At 58.8% G+C, this 14,946-nt stretch carries 17 protein-coding genes and 1 pseudogene; 2 read left to right on the forward strand and 16 right to left on the reverse strand.

The genetic code is table 11. The features are described from left to right. Positions 1-14 precede the first annotated feature (14 nt). Positions 15-506 (forward strand): hypothetical protein, encoded by a 492-nt coding sequence (locus NRY95_05720; GenBank protein UYC17460.1) that lies wholly within the window; start codon positions 15-17, stop codon positions 504-506. A 151-nt stretch (positions 507-657) separates the two neighbouring features. Here NRY95_05720 and NRY95_05725 read toward each other — a convergent pair whose 3' ends face one another. From NRY95_05725 to NRY95_05770, 10 genes are all read right to left on the reverse strand, one after another. Beyond that, positions 658-1,056: a single-stranded DNA-binding protein gene (locus NRY95_05725; protein UYC17461.1), complete on the reverse strand. Its 399-nt coding sequence runs from the start codon at positions 1,054-1,056 to the stop codon at positions 658-660. Then, positions 1,053-1,568 (reverse strand): DUF3158 family protein, encoded by a 516-nt coding sequence (locus NRY95_05730; protein UYC17462.1) that lies wholly within the window; start codon positions 1,566-1,568, stop codon positions 1,053-1,055. The genes NRY95_05725 and NRY95_05730 overlap by 4 nt, the downstream gene beginning before the upstream one ends. Beyond that, entirely contained in the window at positions 1,565-2,371 is an 807-nt protein-coding gene (locus tag NRY95_05735; protein ID UYC18514.1) for a TIGR03761 family integrating conjugative element protein, read from the reverse strand. The genes NRY95_05730 and NRY95_05735 overlap by 4 nt, the downstream gene beginning before the upstream one ends. Before the next feature lie 359 nt (positions 2,372-2,730). Beyond that, entirely contained in the window at positions 2,731-3,906 is a 1,176-nt protein-coding gene (locus tag NRY95_05740) for an STY4528 family pathogenicity island replication protein (protein ID UYC17463.1), read from the reverse strand. 2 nt (positions 3,907-3,908) lie between these two features. Beyond that, positions 3,909-4,469: a DUF2857 domain-containing protein gene (locus tag NRY95_05745; protein ID UYC17464.1), complete on the reverse strand. Its 561-nt coding sequence runs from the start codon at positions 4,467-4,469 to the stop codon at positions 3,909-3,911. Between the two features lie 9 nt (positions 4,470-4,478). Continuing rightward, the gene (locus NRY95_05750; GenBank protein UYC17465.1) at positions 4,479-6,215 is read right to left on the reverse strand and encodes a ParB family protein; all 1,737 of its coding nucleotides are present in this window, start codon (positions 6,213-6,215) and stop codon (positions 4,479-4,481) included. Further along, the gene (locus NRY95_05755; GenBank protein ID UYC17466.1) at positions 6,208-6,465 is read right to left on the reverse strand and encodes a type II toxin-antitoxin system HicA family toxin; all 258 of its coding nucleotides are present in this window, start codon (positions 6,463-6,465) and stop codon (positions 6,208-6,210) included. The genes NRY95_05750 and NRY95_05755 overlap by 8 nt, the downstream gene beginning before the upstream one ends. Continuing rightward, positions 6,449-7,312, reverse strand: a complete 864-nt coding sequence (locus NRY95_05760) for a ParA family protein (GenBank protein UYC17467.1) — start codon at positions 7,310-7,312, stop codon at positions 6,449-6,451. The genes NRY95_05755 and NRY95_05760 overlap by 17 nt, the downstream gene beginning before the upstream one ends. Positions 7,313-7,346: 34 nt before the next feature. Continuing rightward, the gene (locus tag NRY95_05765; GenBank protein ID UYC17468.1) at positions 7,347-7,559 is read right to left on the reverse strand and encodes an AlpA family transcriptional regulator; all 213 of its coding nucleotides are present in this window, start codon (positions 7,557-7,559) and stop codon (positions 7,347-7,349) included. A gap of 455 nt (positions 7,560-8,014) precedes the next feature. Further along, positions 8,015-8,914 (reverse strand): LysR family transcriptional regulator, encoded by a 900-nt coding sequence (locus NRY95_05770; GenBank protein UYC17469.1) that lies wholly within the window; start codon positions 8,912-8,914, stop codon positions 8,015-8,017. A 490-nt stretch (positions 8,915-9,404) separates the two neighbouring features. On the opposite strand from NRY95_05770, the gene NRY95_05775 reads away from it, so the two are divergent. Beyond that, positions 9,405-9,929 carry a hypothetical protein gene (locus NRY95_05775; GenBank protein ID UYC17470.1) on the forward strand — a complete coding sequence of 175 codons (525 nt, stop codon included), beginning with the start codon at positions 9,405-9,407 and terminating at the stop codon, positions 9,927-9,929. A gap of 137 nt (positions 9,930-10,066) precedes the next feature. On the opposite strand, the pseudogene NRY95_05780 reads toward NRY95_05775, so the two are convergent. From NRY95_05780 to NRY95_05805, 6 genes and pseudogenes are all read right to left on the reverse strand, one after another. Then, positions 10,067-10,457, reverse strand: a pseudogene (locus NRY95_05780) (transposase). 420 nt (positions 10,458-10,877) lie between these two features. Next, positions 10,878-11,489, reverse strand: coding sequence for a His-Xaa-Ser repeat protein HxsA (hxsA, locus tag NRY95_05785; GenBank protein UYC17471.1), 612 nt, complete (start codon positions 11,487-11,489; stop codon positions 10,878-10,880). Beyond that, positions 11,474-12,664 carry a His-Xaa-Ser system radical SAM maturase HxsC gene (gene hxsC, locus NRY95_05790; GenBank protein ID UYC17472.1) on the reverse strand — a complete coding sequence of 397 codons (1,191 nt, stop codon included), beginning with the start codon at positions 12,662-12,664 and terminating at the stop codon, positions 11,474-11,476. Before hxsC ends, hxsA begins: the two co-directional genes overlap by 16 nt. Beyond that, positions 12,651-14,156, reverse strand: coding sequence for a His-Xaa-Ser system radical SAM maturase HxsB (gene hxsB / locus NRY95_05795; protein UYC17473.1), 1,506 nt, complete (start codon positions 14,154-14,156; stop codon positions 12,651-12,653). Before hxsB ends, hxsC begins: the two co-directional genes overlap by 14 nt. Continuing rightward, complete coding sequence (locus NRY95_05800) at positions 14,153-14,458, reverse strand: hypothetical protein (GenBank protein ID UYC17474.1); 306 nt, start codon at positions 14,456-14,458, stop codon at positions 14,153-14,155. Before NRY95_05800 ends, hxsB begins: the two co-directional genes overlap by 4 nt. Before the next feature lie 151 nt (positions 14,459-14,609). Continuing rightward, on the reverse strand, positions 14,610-14,894 hold the full coding sequence (locus NRY95_05805; protein ID UYC17475.1) for a hypothetical protein: 285 nt from the start codon (positions 14,892-14,894) through the stop codon (positions 14,610-14,612). Positions 14,895-14,946: the final 52 nt, after the last annotated feature.

A 14,946-nucleotide genomic window follows, 5' to 3' on the forward strand; every position in this document is an offset into this window, starting at 1 on the left:
TGTTTGGGGTGGAAATGAAATATCTGACGATCGCACTGCTGTTGATGACGGCGGGGACAAGTCACGCCGGCGGATGTATCCGAACCGGGGATATCGATATGCTCTTGCCATTATCAGATGGCAGGGAGTTGCGGAAGATTTTCCCAACACTTCGCTACGCCAGCATTCCAGACAGGAGCAACGCGACCCTTCAGATTGGACAGGAGGACTGTGATGCACCTGACGTCGAACAGCGACGGGTGAGAGCGGAAAAACTGATAGGTCAACCCGTCATCTTAATCCTCAACACTGACGATTTTGTTCTCATCCCTAGAGGCAACAACCAGATCATGCGGAAGATCGTAGACATCTTCCCCTCCGCGAAGTTGCGCGGGCAGAAAATTGACGAGGATGCGGAGGTGATCTTCATCGGCCCCCAGGATATCGATGCTCCAGACGTGGCTGAACGAAGAGCCAAGGTTGAGGAAATTCTCGGAAAGCCGGTTTACCTCCGACGGCTCCGCTAATTTCGCGGTGAGCGATTGGAATTCAGTGGAACTCGCTGGTGCAATATTCCCGACATGTCGATTGCTGCGATGGCACAGATGCTCGCGGCGCGATTGGCTGGCGCATAGAGGGCGACTGTGAATTGCGGCAGTCGCCCTCGCAGATCTCCCACTACTCGGCGTGTGGGTCGGGATCGGCCCCCGACGTCTTGGCACCGAGGTGCACCGACTCGATGCGATACGGCAGGATGCCGACACGACGGCTTTCGATCTTGAAGGTCACGCGCTCGTTCTCGTCGGCGTCCTCCCATTCGTCGCGCACGGTGCGGCCTTCGACCAGCACACGCATGCCCTTCTGGTAAAGGCTGGCCCAGCGCTCCGCATCACGGTGCCAGATCTCGACCGGAGCCCAGAAGCCGCCGCGATCCTCGTAGCCATCCTTTGTCGGGACAGGATTGTCGAAATAGACGTTCAGCCGCAGCAGCCTGCGGGGTTCTTCGTTCCCGTTGGGGAACGCCCGAAATTCCGGCGCAGAACCGATGTTGCCTTCGCCATAGAAATGCGTGCTCATGTGTGTGGCTCCTTCGGGTGGGTGGCGCGGGTACGCCGCTGGTGGATCGCCTCGGCCCGGGCCATCTTTTTGGCGCAGTCCAGGGCTTGGCGGGCGATGCTGTGGCAAAGGCTGATCTGCATGTTCAGCACGATGCGTTGGACCTCGATCGCATAGAGGTCGTTGATCAGCGATGGCGGTGTGGCAGGGCTGGAAAGCAATTCCTCCCACAACGCCACGCCCATCGAAGAACGGTCTAGGTTGCGCCAGCGCAAGAAGGTCGTGCCTGCGCCAGTGGTCTGCTGGGCCAGCTGTACGGGAAGCAGATTGAACGGGTGACTGCGTGCCTGCGCCAGAATCCGGCGCTGCGCCAGAGCAATGATGTCGTCGCGCAAGGCAGTGCATAGGCTGGCCCAGTCCTCCAGACTCCCATTACCTTTAAAAGGCTTCAAAAGGCCTTTTAGGTAGGCTGCATGTTCCAGTCGCTGGAAGTCCGCCTGTTCCAGTGCAGAGAATCGGATGGGACTGCTCACGCCGGCTCATCCTCGTCATCTGGTGCCTCTGCCGACGCTTCCGCGGCTTCAGTCGGCGCATCGATGTCGGTGTCGGTTGGCGCAGCAGCGAGCGCGGTCGACCGGCGGGATGTGGACGACAGCGGCGACCGACGCAACAGCGGTGGCGCGAAGCGCGATCGGTGGGTGCCTTCAAGCACATCCTGCGGCAGCGGTCCATATTTCTCGATCGCGTTGCGCGCCGCGGCATTGTTGGCGGCGAAATCGTCGCGTTTCGTGCCGGAGTACCGATACTGCTGTGCCAGCGAAAAGAGGCTACGCAGCGCGTGAGAGCCGTCGTTGAGCCAGCGCTCCAGCGTTGAACGGTCGATCAGGGCAGTGTGATGCGCCAGGATCAGGCGGCGGGCGAGATCGTCGTAGTCCGCCAACAAGTACACGGCCATGAAGCCTAATTGCGAGGAGACAAACAGCGGCAGCTTGACCGGCTGCACGTTGAGGTTTTCGCCGATGGTGAGAGCAGGGGGAACATCCGCAAGCGCCTGGTCCACCTGTTCGCGCAGTGCTTGAAGTTGTTCTTTCGTTAAGTTGAGCTTGTCTTCGATCCGTAGCATCCACCAGTCCGAATACGGATCGTCCTGCTCCGCGCCGCGCTTCAATTTATTCATGATCGCGACGAAGCCGTTCAAGCCGACGATGCCGGGCTTGTTTTCAGCGGGGGCTCGCCCATGCCAGATCCGCGATGCGTGGTGGGTGTGCAGCGTCAGCGACATCGCGCTGCGCAGCGATCCAAGGTTCAGCTGCAGGGATTCCGTTTCGTTGACCATATCGACGACTCTCATTGATGAAGCGAGCCCGCAGCATCATCATTGACCGGAAGCCAGTCAGTCTTCAAACCGAATGCGGCGGCCGCCCGTTTTCGTGCGCTGCCGCAGTGCACGGTTCGGCTCCGCTGGCGCATAAAGGCGGTTTTCCGGAAGGCTGCGTGTTGCGCTATACCCCGGGTATAGGCCTCTATGGCGTTCGCTGGACGCTATCTGTCCGCGAGAGGGTAAGGGGGGCTAGGGTGGTTGGAACACTGCGCCTACGCCTATACCCGGGGTATAGACCGCCATGGAACAGAGCGGACTTCGATTGGCGAAGACCGCATCACATGGTGCTGATGCTCGTCAGCGCCTGGACTTGTCTAGGACTGGCGGAGTAGCGCTTGAAGACGGGCGATGTGTTCCCGCGCGACCTCTGGATCAACTGATTGCCGGGGTGGTGCGGTTTCCTGATGAGTTGGTGGTGCTGGTGTTCTGTGTCCAGCCCAGGCGCGGAACTCGCCTCGGATGGCTTTCTGGATGATGCCGAACAGATATCCTGCGGGATTGCGCACCGTGCTCTGAGAGCAACGGGCGTTCCATTCGTCCAGAATTGCCTGGTGCAAATCGCGATCTACCGGCTGCAGCGCCGCCAGTGCGCCCGATTGCTGCTCCGCTTTCAGTGCTTTGAATCGCTCGGGCAAATGCAGGTTGGCCCGCGCGGGCGGTACAGTACGTATTTCTTTTATATCTTCTTTACGTACAGTACGGTCCGTCTTCGGATTCCGAAGTGAGCCGGTTTCGCGGGGTTGCTTGCCTGCTTCGGAATCCGAAGTCGGGCGTTCTTGATTCCGAAGAGGGTCTGCTGGCCTTTCTTCGGAATCGTGATTATCCCCAGCCTGTGGATAAGATGCGGTGTCCGTCCAGCCTTGCGCCGCCAATCGCTGCGACAGGACCTGCAGACGAGTTGGTAGTATCCCGCCACCCAGCTGGGGGTCATCGTTCATCTCTTTCAGCGAGTGCACGCCAACACGTTGGATCGATTTGCTGGCATGGGTAAGCGCCTGACTGACCAGCCCAAGATAATCTGGATCGAGCTGGATAGCCTCGTAGGGCGTCAACGGTTCATCGTGCAGGACGTACAGGTTGCCCAAAATGCGGCCGGTGTCCGGATCTCTTCGGCGTCGCACCAAGCTAATCCAGCGAGCGAGACGCAGCAGCGTCAAGGCGCGAGCAACGGTCTCATGTGAGGCCCGCGCTGAGCATGGCATCGAAGCGAGCCAAGGGGCAAGTTGATCGTATGTCGGCAGGGCGGTGATGCCATCGTCATTCAGCAATAGCCGGAATACTTGCCAGGCATTGCGCTCAAGCGGCGTCAGACGGTTGTCCATCAACAGAGCGCGCGGCACGCTATCGTGGCGGTTGCCGCTGTATATGAAACCGTCCGTTTGCTTGGCTGTTGCGATCCCACCGGATTGTTGGTCCTGCATTCGCTGGAGGGTCTGATCGAAGAGCTCGCCTATGACAACTGGACCGTTTGATCGGCGTGGGCCGGCCATGGTCAAACCAGCCTTTCGCTGATCCATCCGCGAATGGCACTCCAAATCACCGAGATCGGAAGGTCCATGGATTCGGCAAGGTCTGCAGCGATGGCGAGCATACCTGTCTCGTCAGCCAAGGATGTCCCGCGTTCTTTCACCGTAGCGGACCAACGGTTCCACAACTCCGCGTCCTGGACCTCCGTCAGGACAGGGTGTCGCCCCTTGCGCTTGGGGAGCCCGATGATGCTGCGCCGAAGGGCAATTTCCTGGTGCGTCAATCCGTAGAACTTGCTGACGAGTTCCGTGCTTGCGCCCAGGCGTAACAGGCGGTCAATCTCTTCGATCTCCCTGGTGACGTCATCCACTTGATGGAGAAGGCGACGCAGCACATCGCGATTGATGGTTACCGAGCACCAGGAGACGTTCGCATTGGCCAACACACTGGCCATGGCCGGGTGTTTCAGCGCATCCAGGTCCTCATCATCAAAACCCATGGATTTTGCTCGGCGTAACTGACCGTTTCGTAGGTCGTGGAGTGCTTGCGCGATCACTGCCTGATTGAGAGGGTGGGGACCGGACATCACGCGCCCTCACGGCCCACGTGCCGGGGCGTCGCCACCCGCGGCACCTGCCTCGATATCCAGCAATCGGCGAGCGAGCCGCAGCAGCCGAAACAACTTCACCAGACCGTTGTCGCTGAGGCGAAGGATCCGTCCCTCGCAAGCGCGAGCCTCCCCCAGCAGCAGGCGTCCCAAGTCGCCGGGCAGCTGGGAGGTATCGATACGCGCCGCGCCGCCGCCAGGCAGCTGATAGGGCGCGCTTAGGACGTGGAGGAGTGCAAGCACCGCACGCGGGAGCGGCGCGAGAGCTCCTTGGTCGCCCGAGGCCTCCGCTTGACCGCAAGCAAAGCCGATGCTGTCATCGCAAGGCACGATGCCGCGATCCAGACCAGCCTCTGTGGCAATCTCCTGGGCGAACTGAGCGATGTGGGTGCGCAGGCGGTCCGGCTCGTCCAGGCTGGGCTCGATGTGCCAAACATCGGAGATTGGGTAGAGGCCTCCGGCTTGCACAGGGATAGAACGCAGCACATTGCTCTCGAAATCGTTGGGTGTTTCCCCGGTGTGGTCGGCAATCAAGCGCTGAATCGATTGCAAGCGATCGGTGGTCGCCGCAGGCGAAACGATGTGGCCCTTGAGGATGGAACCATGGCCCCCATGTTCCTCTTGCGGATCATCGAGATCGGCGGAGGGCGTGATGTTCAATAACGCTTCCGATGGATCACTGGCACCAGAGATGGAGGTCGGAGTGGGCACCGCACGGGGGGCGGGCACCGGGGCCGTGGACACTATCGAGGATGGCGATCTTTGCGGCGCCGGAGGGGTGGGCAGTGGTGCGATTGGGGGAGCGGGTTGCATACTGGCCGGTTCGCGGCTCAGCACTTGCCAGCGTTTGTCGGAGTCGGTGATCTCCAAGGCGAGTGTGTCGTATTGAACGCCTAGTAGTTCAGCCATTTGCCCGATCAACTCATCCTGCACACGCTGAACATTGAAGCTGCTGGCGCCGCCGTCGAAGAGGACCAGGACATCCTGAAACAACGATGTGAAGTCGATGGTTCCAGAAACCGACGCCGAACGGGACTCCCAAATCTTGGCGGCCGATCTGCGCAGGCTCGTTAGTTGTTCAACCTGATGGCGTCCCAAACCAGCATAAAGGACGTTGGGTATCGCTGGCAGCAGGTGCTGGATCGCTTCTTGCATGCGGCTGATGTGCGGCTGGGACACAGGATAGCCGTCCGCCCTGAGCCGACGTGCCAATTCCGACTGCGACAAGGATTTGCCTGTCTCCTGTTCGTAGAGTTCGCGGACTTTTTCGACGCCCAGGGCGCGCTCGATGAACGACAGGCTGCCATGAAGCTCGTTTTCCGCCAGGTGGCCGGTCAATGCGACAATCTCTCCGCGTTCGGGCCAGGGGCGGAACACGCATGCAATTCTGAAAAACCGCTCCTCTTTCGTCTCGGTCCAGAGCTCGCGCAGGATGGCCAGGCGCGTATTGCCACCGTTGCGGATGATGTAGTGCGGTGCGCCGGGCCTGCGCGTGATTGGCGGCGGTGCGTCCAGACCGCGTTCGCGAATAGACGCTTTGATCTCATCATAGAGCGGGTTGCGGGTCAGGCGGGGATCGAATTCATACGACCGTAATTCATCCAGCGTCACGACAATCGGCGTATCGGCGATTGGATCAGCCAACGCGTCAGCAACCGGCCCTGAGCGAGCGAAGCCCTCGCTCATCAATTTGGATGCCATTTCCTGCGCGGAGATATCAGCCATACTCGGCGCCTCCTTCCGTGGCAATGTTCGTGGCGGCTTGGCGTTGCGCACGGCGCAACATGGCGCGGGCATTGCGTTCAGTCCGGTGATCGCTTGTTGTGGAGCTGGTATAAATCGGTGGCAGGCCTTGCTTGAAAAATTTCAGGTGACCTCCTGATGTTCGGGACACCTGCCACCCTTCGCTTAAGGCGAATTCAATTAGCGGCCGTAGCCGTTTATGCCCCCGGGCGAGTTCATGGGCGTTCGACATGAGACTGTCTCCCTCCCCGCCTTCCAGTTACCCGTGCAAAATGATCGTGCCATTGCGGGAACAGCTCGTCGGCCATCCCTCGAACGATCTCCAATGCCGCGGGTGCCAACCGACCTGTTGGGCGGCGGTGCTCAACGCGATGAGCTGGCAGGCTTTGAGTGGCTGCTCTTGGAAACGCCTCGATGGAAGGGACTTCAGTCTGCAGTACATGTATGCCGGCCTGTCCGTTGAAGATCAGGCGCAACGTTTGCCGGATCAATCGAGCATTCGACGACACGGCTGGTACGCGGTTAATCAACAGGTGCAAGACGGGGGGGGTAATACCCAAGTGCCGATAAGGGGCGATATCCTCGATGAGCTGCAAGGTGCCGCGCCGCATTTCCCGAGCGGCAAGGATCTCCGGCGTCACCGGCGATATCGCCAGCTCGGACGCGAGAACCGCCATTTCGAGGAGAACGCTACGCGCGCCCTGAGTGTCAATCAGCACTAAATCGTAATGGGGCTGGAACATCGGCAGAAGATTGCGCAGTCGCAACCGGCCATCTGGTGCATTCAGTAACATCGTGCTCAATTGCCGATGCTCGTCGTTCGACACGACGACGTCTAGGCGCTCGATTGCCGTGTGGGATGCCAGACGCGTGACGTCGCGCTCGTTGAACGCCAAGAGTTCATAGACCCCGCCGGGCGCGCGATGGATAAGCTCGTAATAGGACGACAGCGTAGGCTGCATGTCCAGGTCGAGTAACAAGACTCTTAAGCCAGAGTCGGCGATGAAGCCGCCGAGGTTCGCAGCGATGGTGGTTTTCCCAACACCGCCCTTGGTTGAGATGACGGAAATCACTTGCATGGACTGCTCCTTATCGAGAGTGAATGGAGCAGCGTCAGACACGCTCTTTGAGGCGGTCTGTAATCCATTGATCGATTTCGGCGGAATCCCAGCCTACTGCGCGAACGCCGAGGCGCAATGCCTTCGGGAACTTGCCATCTTTCATCAAGCTGTAAATGTGGGCTCGCTTGAACCCAGTCTTGGCTTCAACTTCTGCACGACGAAGTATGCGACGCTCCGTCACCGGAGCAGCGTGCTGTTGGAACATGGTGATCACTCCTTGATGCTCGGTGGCACTTCTTGGGCTTCCCCGTACTGAAGAGCACCGACCGCTCGAAAACATCAATCAATCGGATTTAGCCGACCACCGCATTCTCCGGTGTATTTAACCTGGTGCGGCGTACTTGCGGTCAACGAAATCCACGGAGCTTTTACTATTAGGACGTGTTCCGGACTGATAAAGAGCCGCAAACGCGACCGGCGGCCTCGCTAATTTTGTGTGCGGCAGGGATTGCCGATTTTTGTCACTAAACGGACGAAAAAAGTACGATAATTGGTGAGGCCGCTAATGAGATGGGTGTTCAACATTGAGCCGCGTTACCGACGCGGCTTGTCGCTTGCATGCGTTGCATCCACTTCTGGCCGTCGAAATTAGACTGACTTTTTGCGTCTTAAGCCTGACAGAAAATGTATGCCTATAGTACAACCGTACAATGAGTGCGGTTATGGGGATGTCTCTTCGCCAATTTGCTGTGCCCGCTTTATGAAGCGTTCCACCGCCGGGGAGAGGGACTTATCCAACGTGACCACGAAGGTCGCGGTATTGGGAATGTCATCGGTGACAGGCCGGACGATAACGTCAGGATGCCGAAAAACAGCGAGTTGCGACTCCAGGCCGATGCCAACGCCATATCCCGCTGCCACAAGCATCATCATCGGCTCATGACCGGATACATACTCTGCGATGCTAGGCGCGGGCACATCGCCTGAGCTGCACCACCGGCGAATGACGTTGTAACCGCCTGAGCAGCGCTCGGGATGGCACAGTATCAGGGGGTATCGGTATACTTCCTCCATTGAAATCTTCTCGAAAGACAGGAGTGGATGATGTGTGGGAATTGCAATCGCGGGGCGTTCGTCCCAAATTATCGTTTGGGCATAACCTCCCGCAATTTCTCCGTCTACGGTAAAGCCGATGTCAATCTGATCGTAAGCAAGACCCTGAAGCATTTCGCTAACCGTCATTTCATTGATCCTGATCTCGGTAAGTGGCTCTTCTTCCCGGCATCGCGCAAGTAAACGGGTCAAGCGAATTTGTGCAAGGCTGTCAGCTATTCCGAGCCGTATGCGACCCCGGAACCCACGGGATGCCGAATGCACGCGGGTCTGTGCGTCATCCATAAAGGCAACGATGCGGCGGGCTTCTTCTCGAAAAACTTCTCCGGGCCATGTCAATTTGATACGGCCTTTCGCGCGGTGGAATAATCGCACGCCCAATTGTGTTTCGAGCTCCTTAATCGCTCTTGAGAGTGGTGATGGTTCAATGTGAACCCTTTCGGATGCTCTAACAAAGCTTTGTTCTTCAGCAACGACCAAAAAATAGTGAAGATGGCGAATTCGCATTCAATATATTCCCGTGTCTTTTGAAGCTGTTTCTTGGAAGCAGACGGGATACTGCTTTTCGAGGCTAAAAAATGAACGAAGTATGCCGTCGCTAGTGGAAGTGCTCCTGGGTTTCGATGTAGCTGCACTGACGCCCGTTTTGGCTGGGTCTTTCGACATTGCCTGACGGATTGTTTTTGGGCGCGGCGTTAAGTTCGGCATGGTTGCTACATGATTAACATTTAACGGCATTGTTTTGGTCGTCGTTTTCGTGGCGGGGCTCACGGATCGATCAACTGTCGCGTAGAGCGACCAGGACGCAACCGATCCGGCGACCCGCGAGCGACTGGTGACGCATGTAGAGGAACTGCAGACGTTCCATTGCGTGCCAAGTGCTCCGGGTGAGCCGCATAACGAGTGGTGGATTCCGCTCAAAAACCTAAGCAGTGCGCACCGTGTGAGACGATGTCTTTGGTAGGGCTCAACGTTTCTCGGAGAGCGAGAGTATTCCGTGCGCATCGACTCCCAGGCCGATGCTGTCGGCAGGCTCGACTGGCGAGCGATAGACGACCTTCAAGGCGTCCTGAGTCCGATCGAACTGCCGACCGAAATTCGTGGCAAGTGCCTTGAGTTCATGCAGGCAATGGGACTGGATATGGGGTGCTTCGATTTCATCGCGGATCGTTCCAGGAATTGCATTTTCGTGGAGGTAAATCAGCAGGGGCAATTCCTCTGGTTGGAGGACTATGTTCCCTCCATGAGGGTTCTCGGCGAATTCTGTGAATTTGTCGTCGGACTGTCGTCCGACGCGAGCCCGCCATCAGCGGCGGACTCGAACGGGATCGAGTTGCAAGCCATCTGCGCGTCCCATCGCTACGCGCAACTGATGGCCCAGCTCAGCAACAGGCATTCCATGCCAAGGGTGGCGCCGGGCGACTGGCGCAGCGTCGGACGGGCACTGCCCGAATCCGGTGCGAGGCGGCGCGCTATGCGGACAGTGGTGACCTGGCCAAATTCATTGGTGTTTCGTCTCTAAAGCCATTTATAAACAAGGGCTTAGTCCTGGCCGAACTTTTGGATTTTTCTATCCCTGGTACTCAATTCAGGGGGGGCGGGCTGACCACTGAAATCTACGAGTTGATTCTTCGGGCGTAACGGGAACACATACTGACGAGCTAGCAAGCAGATGATCTTGTGCTTCATCCGCCAGGCGGTTTTGTAGTTGACCCCCAGATGAAGCATCAGCTCCAGCGCGGCCATGTTGGTCTTGGTCGAGGTCAACAGGGTACAAGGCCAGCATCCAGGTGCGCAGCGGCAGCTTGGTGCCTTGGAACATCATGCCATCGATCAGGCTGGTCTGGTGCCGGCATACGCTGCACTGGTAGTAGATGACGCCACCACGCTTGAAACGCGAGCGTGCTCGTCCAGCGCAGTAGGGACAGCGAAATCTCTGCGGCCATCGCCATCTGTACAGAGCGCGGTAGCACTTGGCCTCGGTGTCTTAGGACGCAAAGAACTCTGGCATCAACGCTCCAGCCTGGAACTGCACGGCATTGATGCTCATCACGCCACCTCGTTGGCTTCAGGTGGCAACATCATCAACCCACATGGGCGCAGATCCTGCGACTGCTGGCTGATGGTCGGGGCTAATCAGGTCGATTCTTGAAGTCGCCGGCTCACATCCTGAAGAGGTAGCTGCAGATCTCTGTGGCAGCCAGAGGTGTTCCGTAGACAAGAATTCAGCCGCGGGACTTGCCAACCCGCGCGAATAAGGCCAAAATCATGGCTATTACCGTTCCGGGGATGCGTAAAAAACGTTGATTCCACAGCAGGTTAGAGACTAGATACAGGTCCCTTCACCCGCTCCAGTTAATTGCCAACGCCTGTAAGTGGCTTGACAAGTCTCGTCCTAGGCGGCTCTGCGACACGGCGCTTCCAGCGAATTTCATCGCTGAGAGTTGGAGTGATCGCGCTAAGTTTGTATTCAGATTCTGACGCTCAGCGCTGTCAAAGTTTCGGTCGTCATGGTGCCCGTGGCGGATAAGCCATGATCCCGCTGGAAGGCGCGTATGGCCGTCTGGGTCTGCGGATTCATCACGCCGTCGATAGCGCCAGGATCATAGCTGCGCGCAAAAAGTGCCGCCTGTACTCGCATGATGAGCAGCTTGAGTTCGTTTTCGCTCCGGCGCGGCACTTGCGTTTGCGTGGATGACAGCGGCCGCACCGAGGTCGAGGATGGATGGTAGGGCTCGGCTGTATTGCCCGACGGTGCAGTCAGTGTCTCCGTTGATTGAAGCGACTGCGTTGTGGGCGTGCCGTAAGTCGACGGCGCCGCGGAAGTGGGTGAGGGCGAGTAAGACCGATAGGAGCTTCCCGACCCCGAGGAATGGGAACTGTGGGAACTGTGAGAGCTATGCGAACTGTGCGAGCGGTGTCCCGCGTAGAGGTTGTAGCGCCCCTCGTTCAAGGGCGAACTCAATACCGTTGCATACTTCCCGTCCATTTCCACCAAATCATGAAGCCCAGCCGGCGTCTGCGGCGGCTCGGTGCCGAAGGCGCCAAGCGTTGAGCTCGCGAGGATCAGTGCGTTAGACATGCAATCTCCTTTTTGATGGGGCTGACGGCGCGGCTGGTCCATTGGGGTGTCACCCAAGAGAAAAAGCCGCCACATTGGGTCTTGGCCGCACAGCCGGAGCAGGCATCCAGGTAGTCGTTCTTCCAATTCGAGATGCTTTGCTTTGCGTAAGGCCAGAGCGTTTGCGGGATGGTGCAAAGGGGCAGGTTGTAAAGCGATACCGCTACTCCTGCGCGACGAAAGGCGCCGCTCGAAGCCGTGAGCTGCTCGGCGTAGTCGGCCGGGTCCGCCCACAATGATTCGTAATGCGCTTTTGCGAATCCGACCGGCTCGATGCCCATCAAGGCAACATGTTCGGCAAACGGGAGGTTGCGCAAGATGAAGCGCGTGATTTCTTGGAGGCGCTCGAACGCAGGGCGTACCAGGACGACCCGAATCTCAACCCGTTGCTGCGCGGCTTCGAGCGCATAAAGCCCCCGGATCGTCTGTGCGAACGCGCCTTCGCTTTGGACAACATAGTCATGCAGAGCGTAGTGGTCGCCATACAGCGGGATGCCCCAGCTGAGCCTGGATGTCAGGCCTTTGAACTGGTCGGCAAGCGCCTGGTCGCCGAGCAAGCGGCCATTGGACAGGATATGAAGATGGGTATCGGGTAAGGCTTCTGCGCATTTTGCGATCACGCGGCGAAGGCCGTCGCCAAGCAGTGTCGGTTCGCCGCCACTGATCGCCAGCGATGGTTCAGATCGATCGATGAGCTCGGACAGCTCGCACAATTGCTCGATCCGCCAGTCATCCTGGATTTGCCGCGGCGGCTGCGAGCACATCAGGCAGAAGCTGTTGCAGCGTTCGGTCGCAAAGAGCACGTTGCCTTTGTCGCCACGGCGGTACCGAACCGCGATCTTCTGCCGGAAGTGGTCAAGCTCGATGACGTCGCCCACGCGAACGATGCGGGGATCTCCGCTCAGAGCGATGCAGGGACGCCCCGGCACTACGGCCTGGGATTCTTCGCTCAAGAAGGCAGCCCATGGCAAATCCACAAGATCAGAGGAAAGGGCGTTGGCAGGTACTGCCCGGAGGTCCAGGGCCATTCGCTCGAAAGGATGCGCGCCGGCGGCAATTTCTGCCAAGCCTGCGATCTTGAGCAAACTGGTCTGGGTGTGGCCCGAGATCGTCGCCTTACTCTCAAGCGGCAACATTGAGCGGGCCCTCGACTCGTTCGGCAGCAGGCGATCTCAAGGCCCACCTTTCGAGAAGTTCGCGTTCTTGGGTGCTCGCCGCATCATAGCGCTGCAGCAGCAGATCGAAGAGGCCCATCTGGCGCCGGCAAAAGTCGCTCGTGGGGCGATGGCCGACGACATCGCCTTGTCGCGCGAAGTGGTCTACGGGGTCCGCGCCGCAGAGGGGGACATAGGCGCAATCGCTACATGTCGGCAGCGCCTCGGCTACGGCAGCCTGCATTAGGTGTTTCATCGCTGGCGACGCCAGCCATTGTTCGACCGATTGATCGACGCGTCCAAGCGCGAAGCGCGCGTCACCCATCGCCGCCAGCATGCGTGCTTCGTCCGACGGATAGACCTGCCCATCGTAATCGTAGACGACCGCGCCGAATCCGGCGCCGGTGGGTGAGCGCAAATCCACATAGCCATGGGCAAACGGTCCCAGCAACTGCGACAGCAGCAAGCTCGCGTAAGTCTCTTCCATTTGGAAGCCGCTTCGGTTGACTTCGATGAGGTGATTCAAGGCCCTTGTATAAAAATCCAGGAAAGCGTCTGTCGAATAGCCGTTGCGATCCTGTGTCTTGGCGGCAAAGCCGTAAGGGCTCAGCGGACGCAACGAAATCGAATGGAAACCGAGCTTCCGGTACTCGTCGATGATGGCTGCAGGGACTTCCAGGCTTCGCTTGGTCAAGGTCGTGAGCGCCGATACCGCGTCGTCGCCAAGCGCCGTGCGGCCGCGCTCGATACCTTCAAGGGTTCTGCGATAGCTGTCGCGCTCAGGGCGCGGCCGGTTGGCGTTGTGCAACCATTCCGGGCCGTCCAGAGAGGTGGAAAGCTTGAACCGATGCTCCTTGAAGAAGCTGAGTTGGCTGTCGGTCAGGTCGTGGAGCGTAGACGCCACAACAAAGCGCAGAGAACGTTTTTCCGCGACATTGCGTGCAAGGATCCGCTCCGTGATCGCTCTGACCTGGTCGAAGTGAAGCAGGGGCTCGCCGCCTTGGAACTCGATGGTGAGTTCAGGAGTTGGCCACTCAAAGAGACGGTCCACAGCCAAGGCTGAGGCATCGGTGTTCATGTCGAAGTCGGTCGCGGAAGAGTGCTGTCGAGAGACCTGGCAGTAACTGCAGGTATGGTGGCAGCGAAGCGATACCACGAAGATGTGGAGTGCGGGACCGTCCAGCAGATAAGACTTGCGCGTGCGGTACTGGCTCATCAGCGGCGCGAGCGAACTCCTGCTCTGGTCGAGGACCAGCAAGTGGCGCGCTTGCAGGTCGGCAAGTAACGGGTCGTCGGCGGCAAGGTCGTGTCCAACGAAGCGCTCGAAAGCCGAGCGCTGCATCATCAGCCAGTCGCCCGCCAAGGATGAGACGAAAACCCGGTCCTGATCCCAGGGCAGTCGTCGGAAGCGAAGAGGCAGGAGATGGTAGGTTTCTGCCTTGCCCATGAATGCTTGGGGAGATCGGAATTTCATGTGGTCGATGCCGCTCTGCGAGGCAATGCTTCTCGGAGCGCGGCCTGGATGAGTTCCCGATGGATGTCGGCGGTCTCGATACGCACCGATTCGCGAAGTCGCTCGTCGAGCGCATCGTTGAGGAAGCGTGATTTCAGGTCGGCGGGTATCTGCACGCCGTCATGCGGTGTCAGTACGACGCCGATTTCGATGTCGCTGCTCAGCAACTCGATGTTGAAAAAATGCGTGTAGCGGTGCGCTGCCCGCACAACGACTTCGTCGCTGAACAAGCGCCGTTCAAGCATAAACTTGAAGCCCTGCATCTCTGCGTCCCCTCGCAGCCCCCCTGCGATAGTGAGACTTTGCGCCAAAGTTAGATGGCTTGCATCCTTAAATCAGAAAAAATTCTACTTTTGTAGACGAATCTCTGTTCCTGCTGCGGCAGGAACAGGCATATGCGCGGGTTGTCGTCGCTCAGGACTGCGTGGTGATCGCGAACTCGTCGAGCTGGCGCTGCGCCATGCTGCTGTTGTTGAGGATCACCACCGTTTCGCGCGTGTCCAGGCGGTGCGCGAGCAGTGAGCGGTAGCCGGCGGTATTGCCGGTTTCCCAGGCGTAGGTGCGGCGCTTGCCCTGCAGCGTCAGCGTCTTCACGCGGCCGCCGAGCGCGTATTCCTCCGGCATTTCCACGGTGGTGAGCTGGCGCAGCGACGCTGGCGACAGAAAGCCCTTGTCGTAGGCGCGGTGCGCGGCCTGCATCAGGCCGCGGGCATTGCTGAAATACCCGCCTGCCGCGGCGATGAAGCCCGGC

It is taken from the genome of Xanthomonas campestris pv. phormiicola, from assembly GCA_025666215.1.
GTDB classification, from domain to species: Bacteria; Pseudomonadota; Gammaproteobacteria; order Xanthomonadales; family Xanthomonadaceae; genus Xanthomonas_A; species Xanthomonas_A campestris_A.

What these genes read in the sequence shown, in the direction of transcription:
- NRY95_05720 (UYC17460.1), top strand. Translation starts at nt 15, where the DNA reads ATGAAATATCTGACGATCGCACTGCTGTTGATGACGGCGGGGACAAGT.
- NRY95_05725 (UYC17461.1), bottom strand. Translation starts at nt 1,056, where the DNA reads ATGAGCACGCATTTCTATGGCGAAGGCAACATCGGTTCTGCGCCGGAA.
- NRY95_05735 (UYC18514.1), bottom strand. Translation starts at nt 2,371, where the DNA reads ATGGTCAACGAAACGGAATCCCTGCAGCTGAACCTTGGATCGCTGCGC.
- NRY95_05740 (UYC17463.1), bottom strand. Translation starts at nt 3,906, where the DNA reads ATGGCCGGCCCACGCCGATCAAACGGTCCAGTTGTCATAGGCGAGCTC.
- NRY95_05745 (UYC17464.1), bottom strand. Translation starts at nt 4,469, where the DNA reads ATGTCCGGTCCCCACCCTCTCAATCAGGCAGTGATCGCGCAAGCACTC.
- NRY95_05750 (UYC17465.1), bottom strand. Translation starts at nt 6,215, where the DNA reads ATGGCTGATATCTCCGCGCAGGAAATGGCATCCAAATTGATGAGCGAG.
- NRY95_05755 (UYC17466.1), bottom strand. Translation starts at nt 6,465, where the DNA reads ATGTCGAACGCCCATGAACTCGCCCGGGGGCATAAACGGCTACGGCCG.
- NRY95_05760 (UYC17467.1), bottom strand. Translation starts at nt 7,312, where the DNA reads ATGCAAGTGATTTCCGTCATCTCAACCAAGGGCGGTGTTGGGAAAACC.
- NRY95_05765 (UYC17468.1), bottom strand. Translation starts at nt 7,559, where the DNA reads ATGTTCCAACAGCACGCTGCTCCGGTGACGGAGCGTCGCATACTTCGT.
- NRY95_05770 (UYC17469.1), bottom strand. Translation starts at nt 8,914, where the DNA reads ATGCGAATTCGCCATCTTCACTATTTTTTGGTCGTTGCTGAAGAACAA.
- hxsA (UYC17471.1), bottom strand. Translation starts at nt 11,489, where the DNA reads ATGTCTAACGCACTGATCCTCGCGAGCTCAACGCTTGGCGCCTTCGGC.
- hxsC (UYC17472.1), bottom strand. Translation starts at nt 12,664, where the DNA reads ATGTTGCCGCTTGAGAGTAAGGCGACGATCTCGGGCCACACCCAGACC.
- hxsB (UYC17473.1), bottom strand. Translation starts at nt 14,156, where the DNA reads ATGAAATTCCGATCTCCCCAAGCATTCATGGGCAAGGCAGAAACCTAC.
- NRY95_05800 (UYC17474.1), bottom strand. Translation starts at nt 14,458, where the DNA reads ATGCAGGGCTTCAAGTTTATGCTTGAACGGCGCTTGTTCAGCGACGAA.
- NRY95_05805 (UYC17475.1), bottom strand. Translation starts at nt 14,894, where the DNA reads ATGCAGGCCGCGCACCGCGCCTACGACAAGGGCTTTCTGTCGCCAGCG.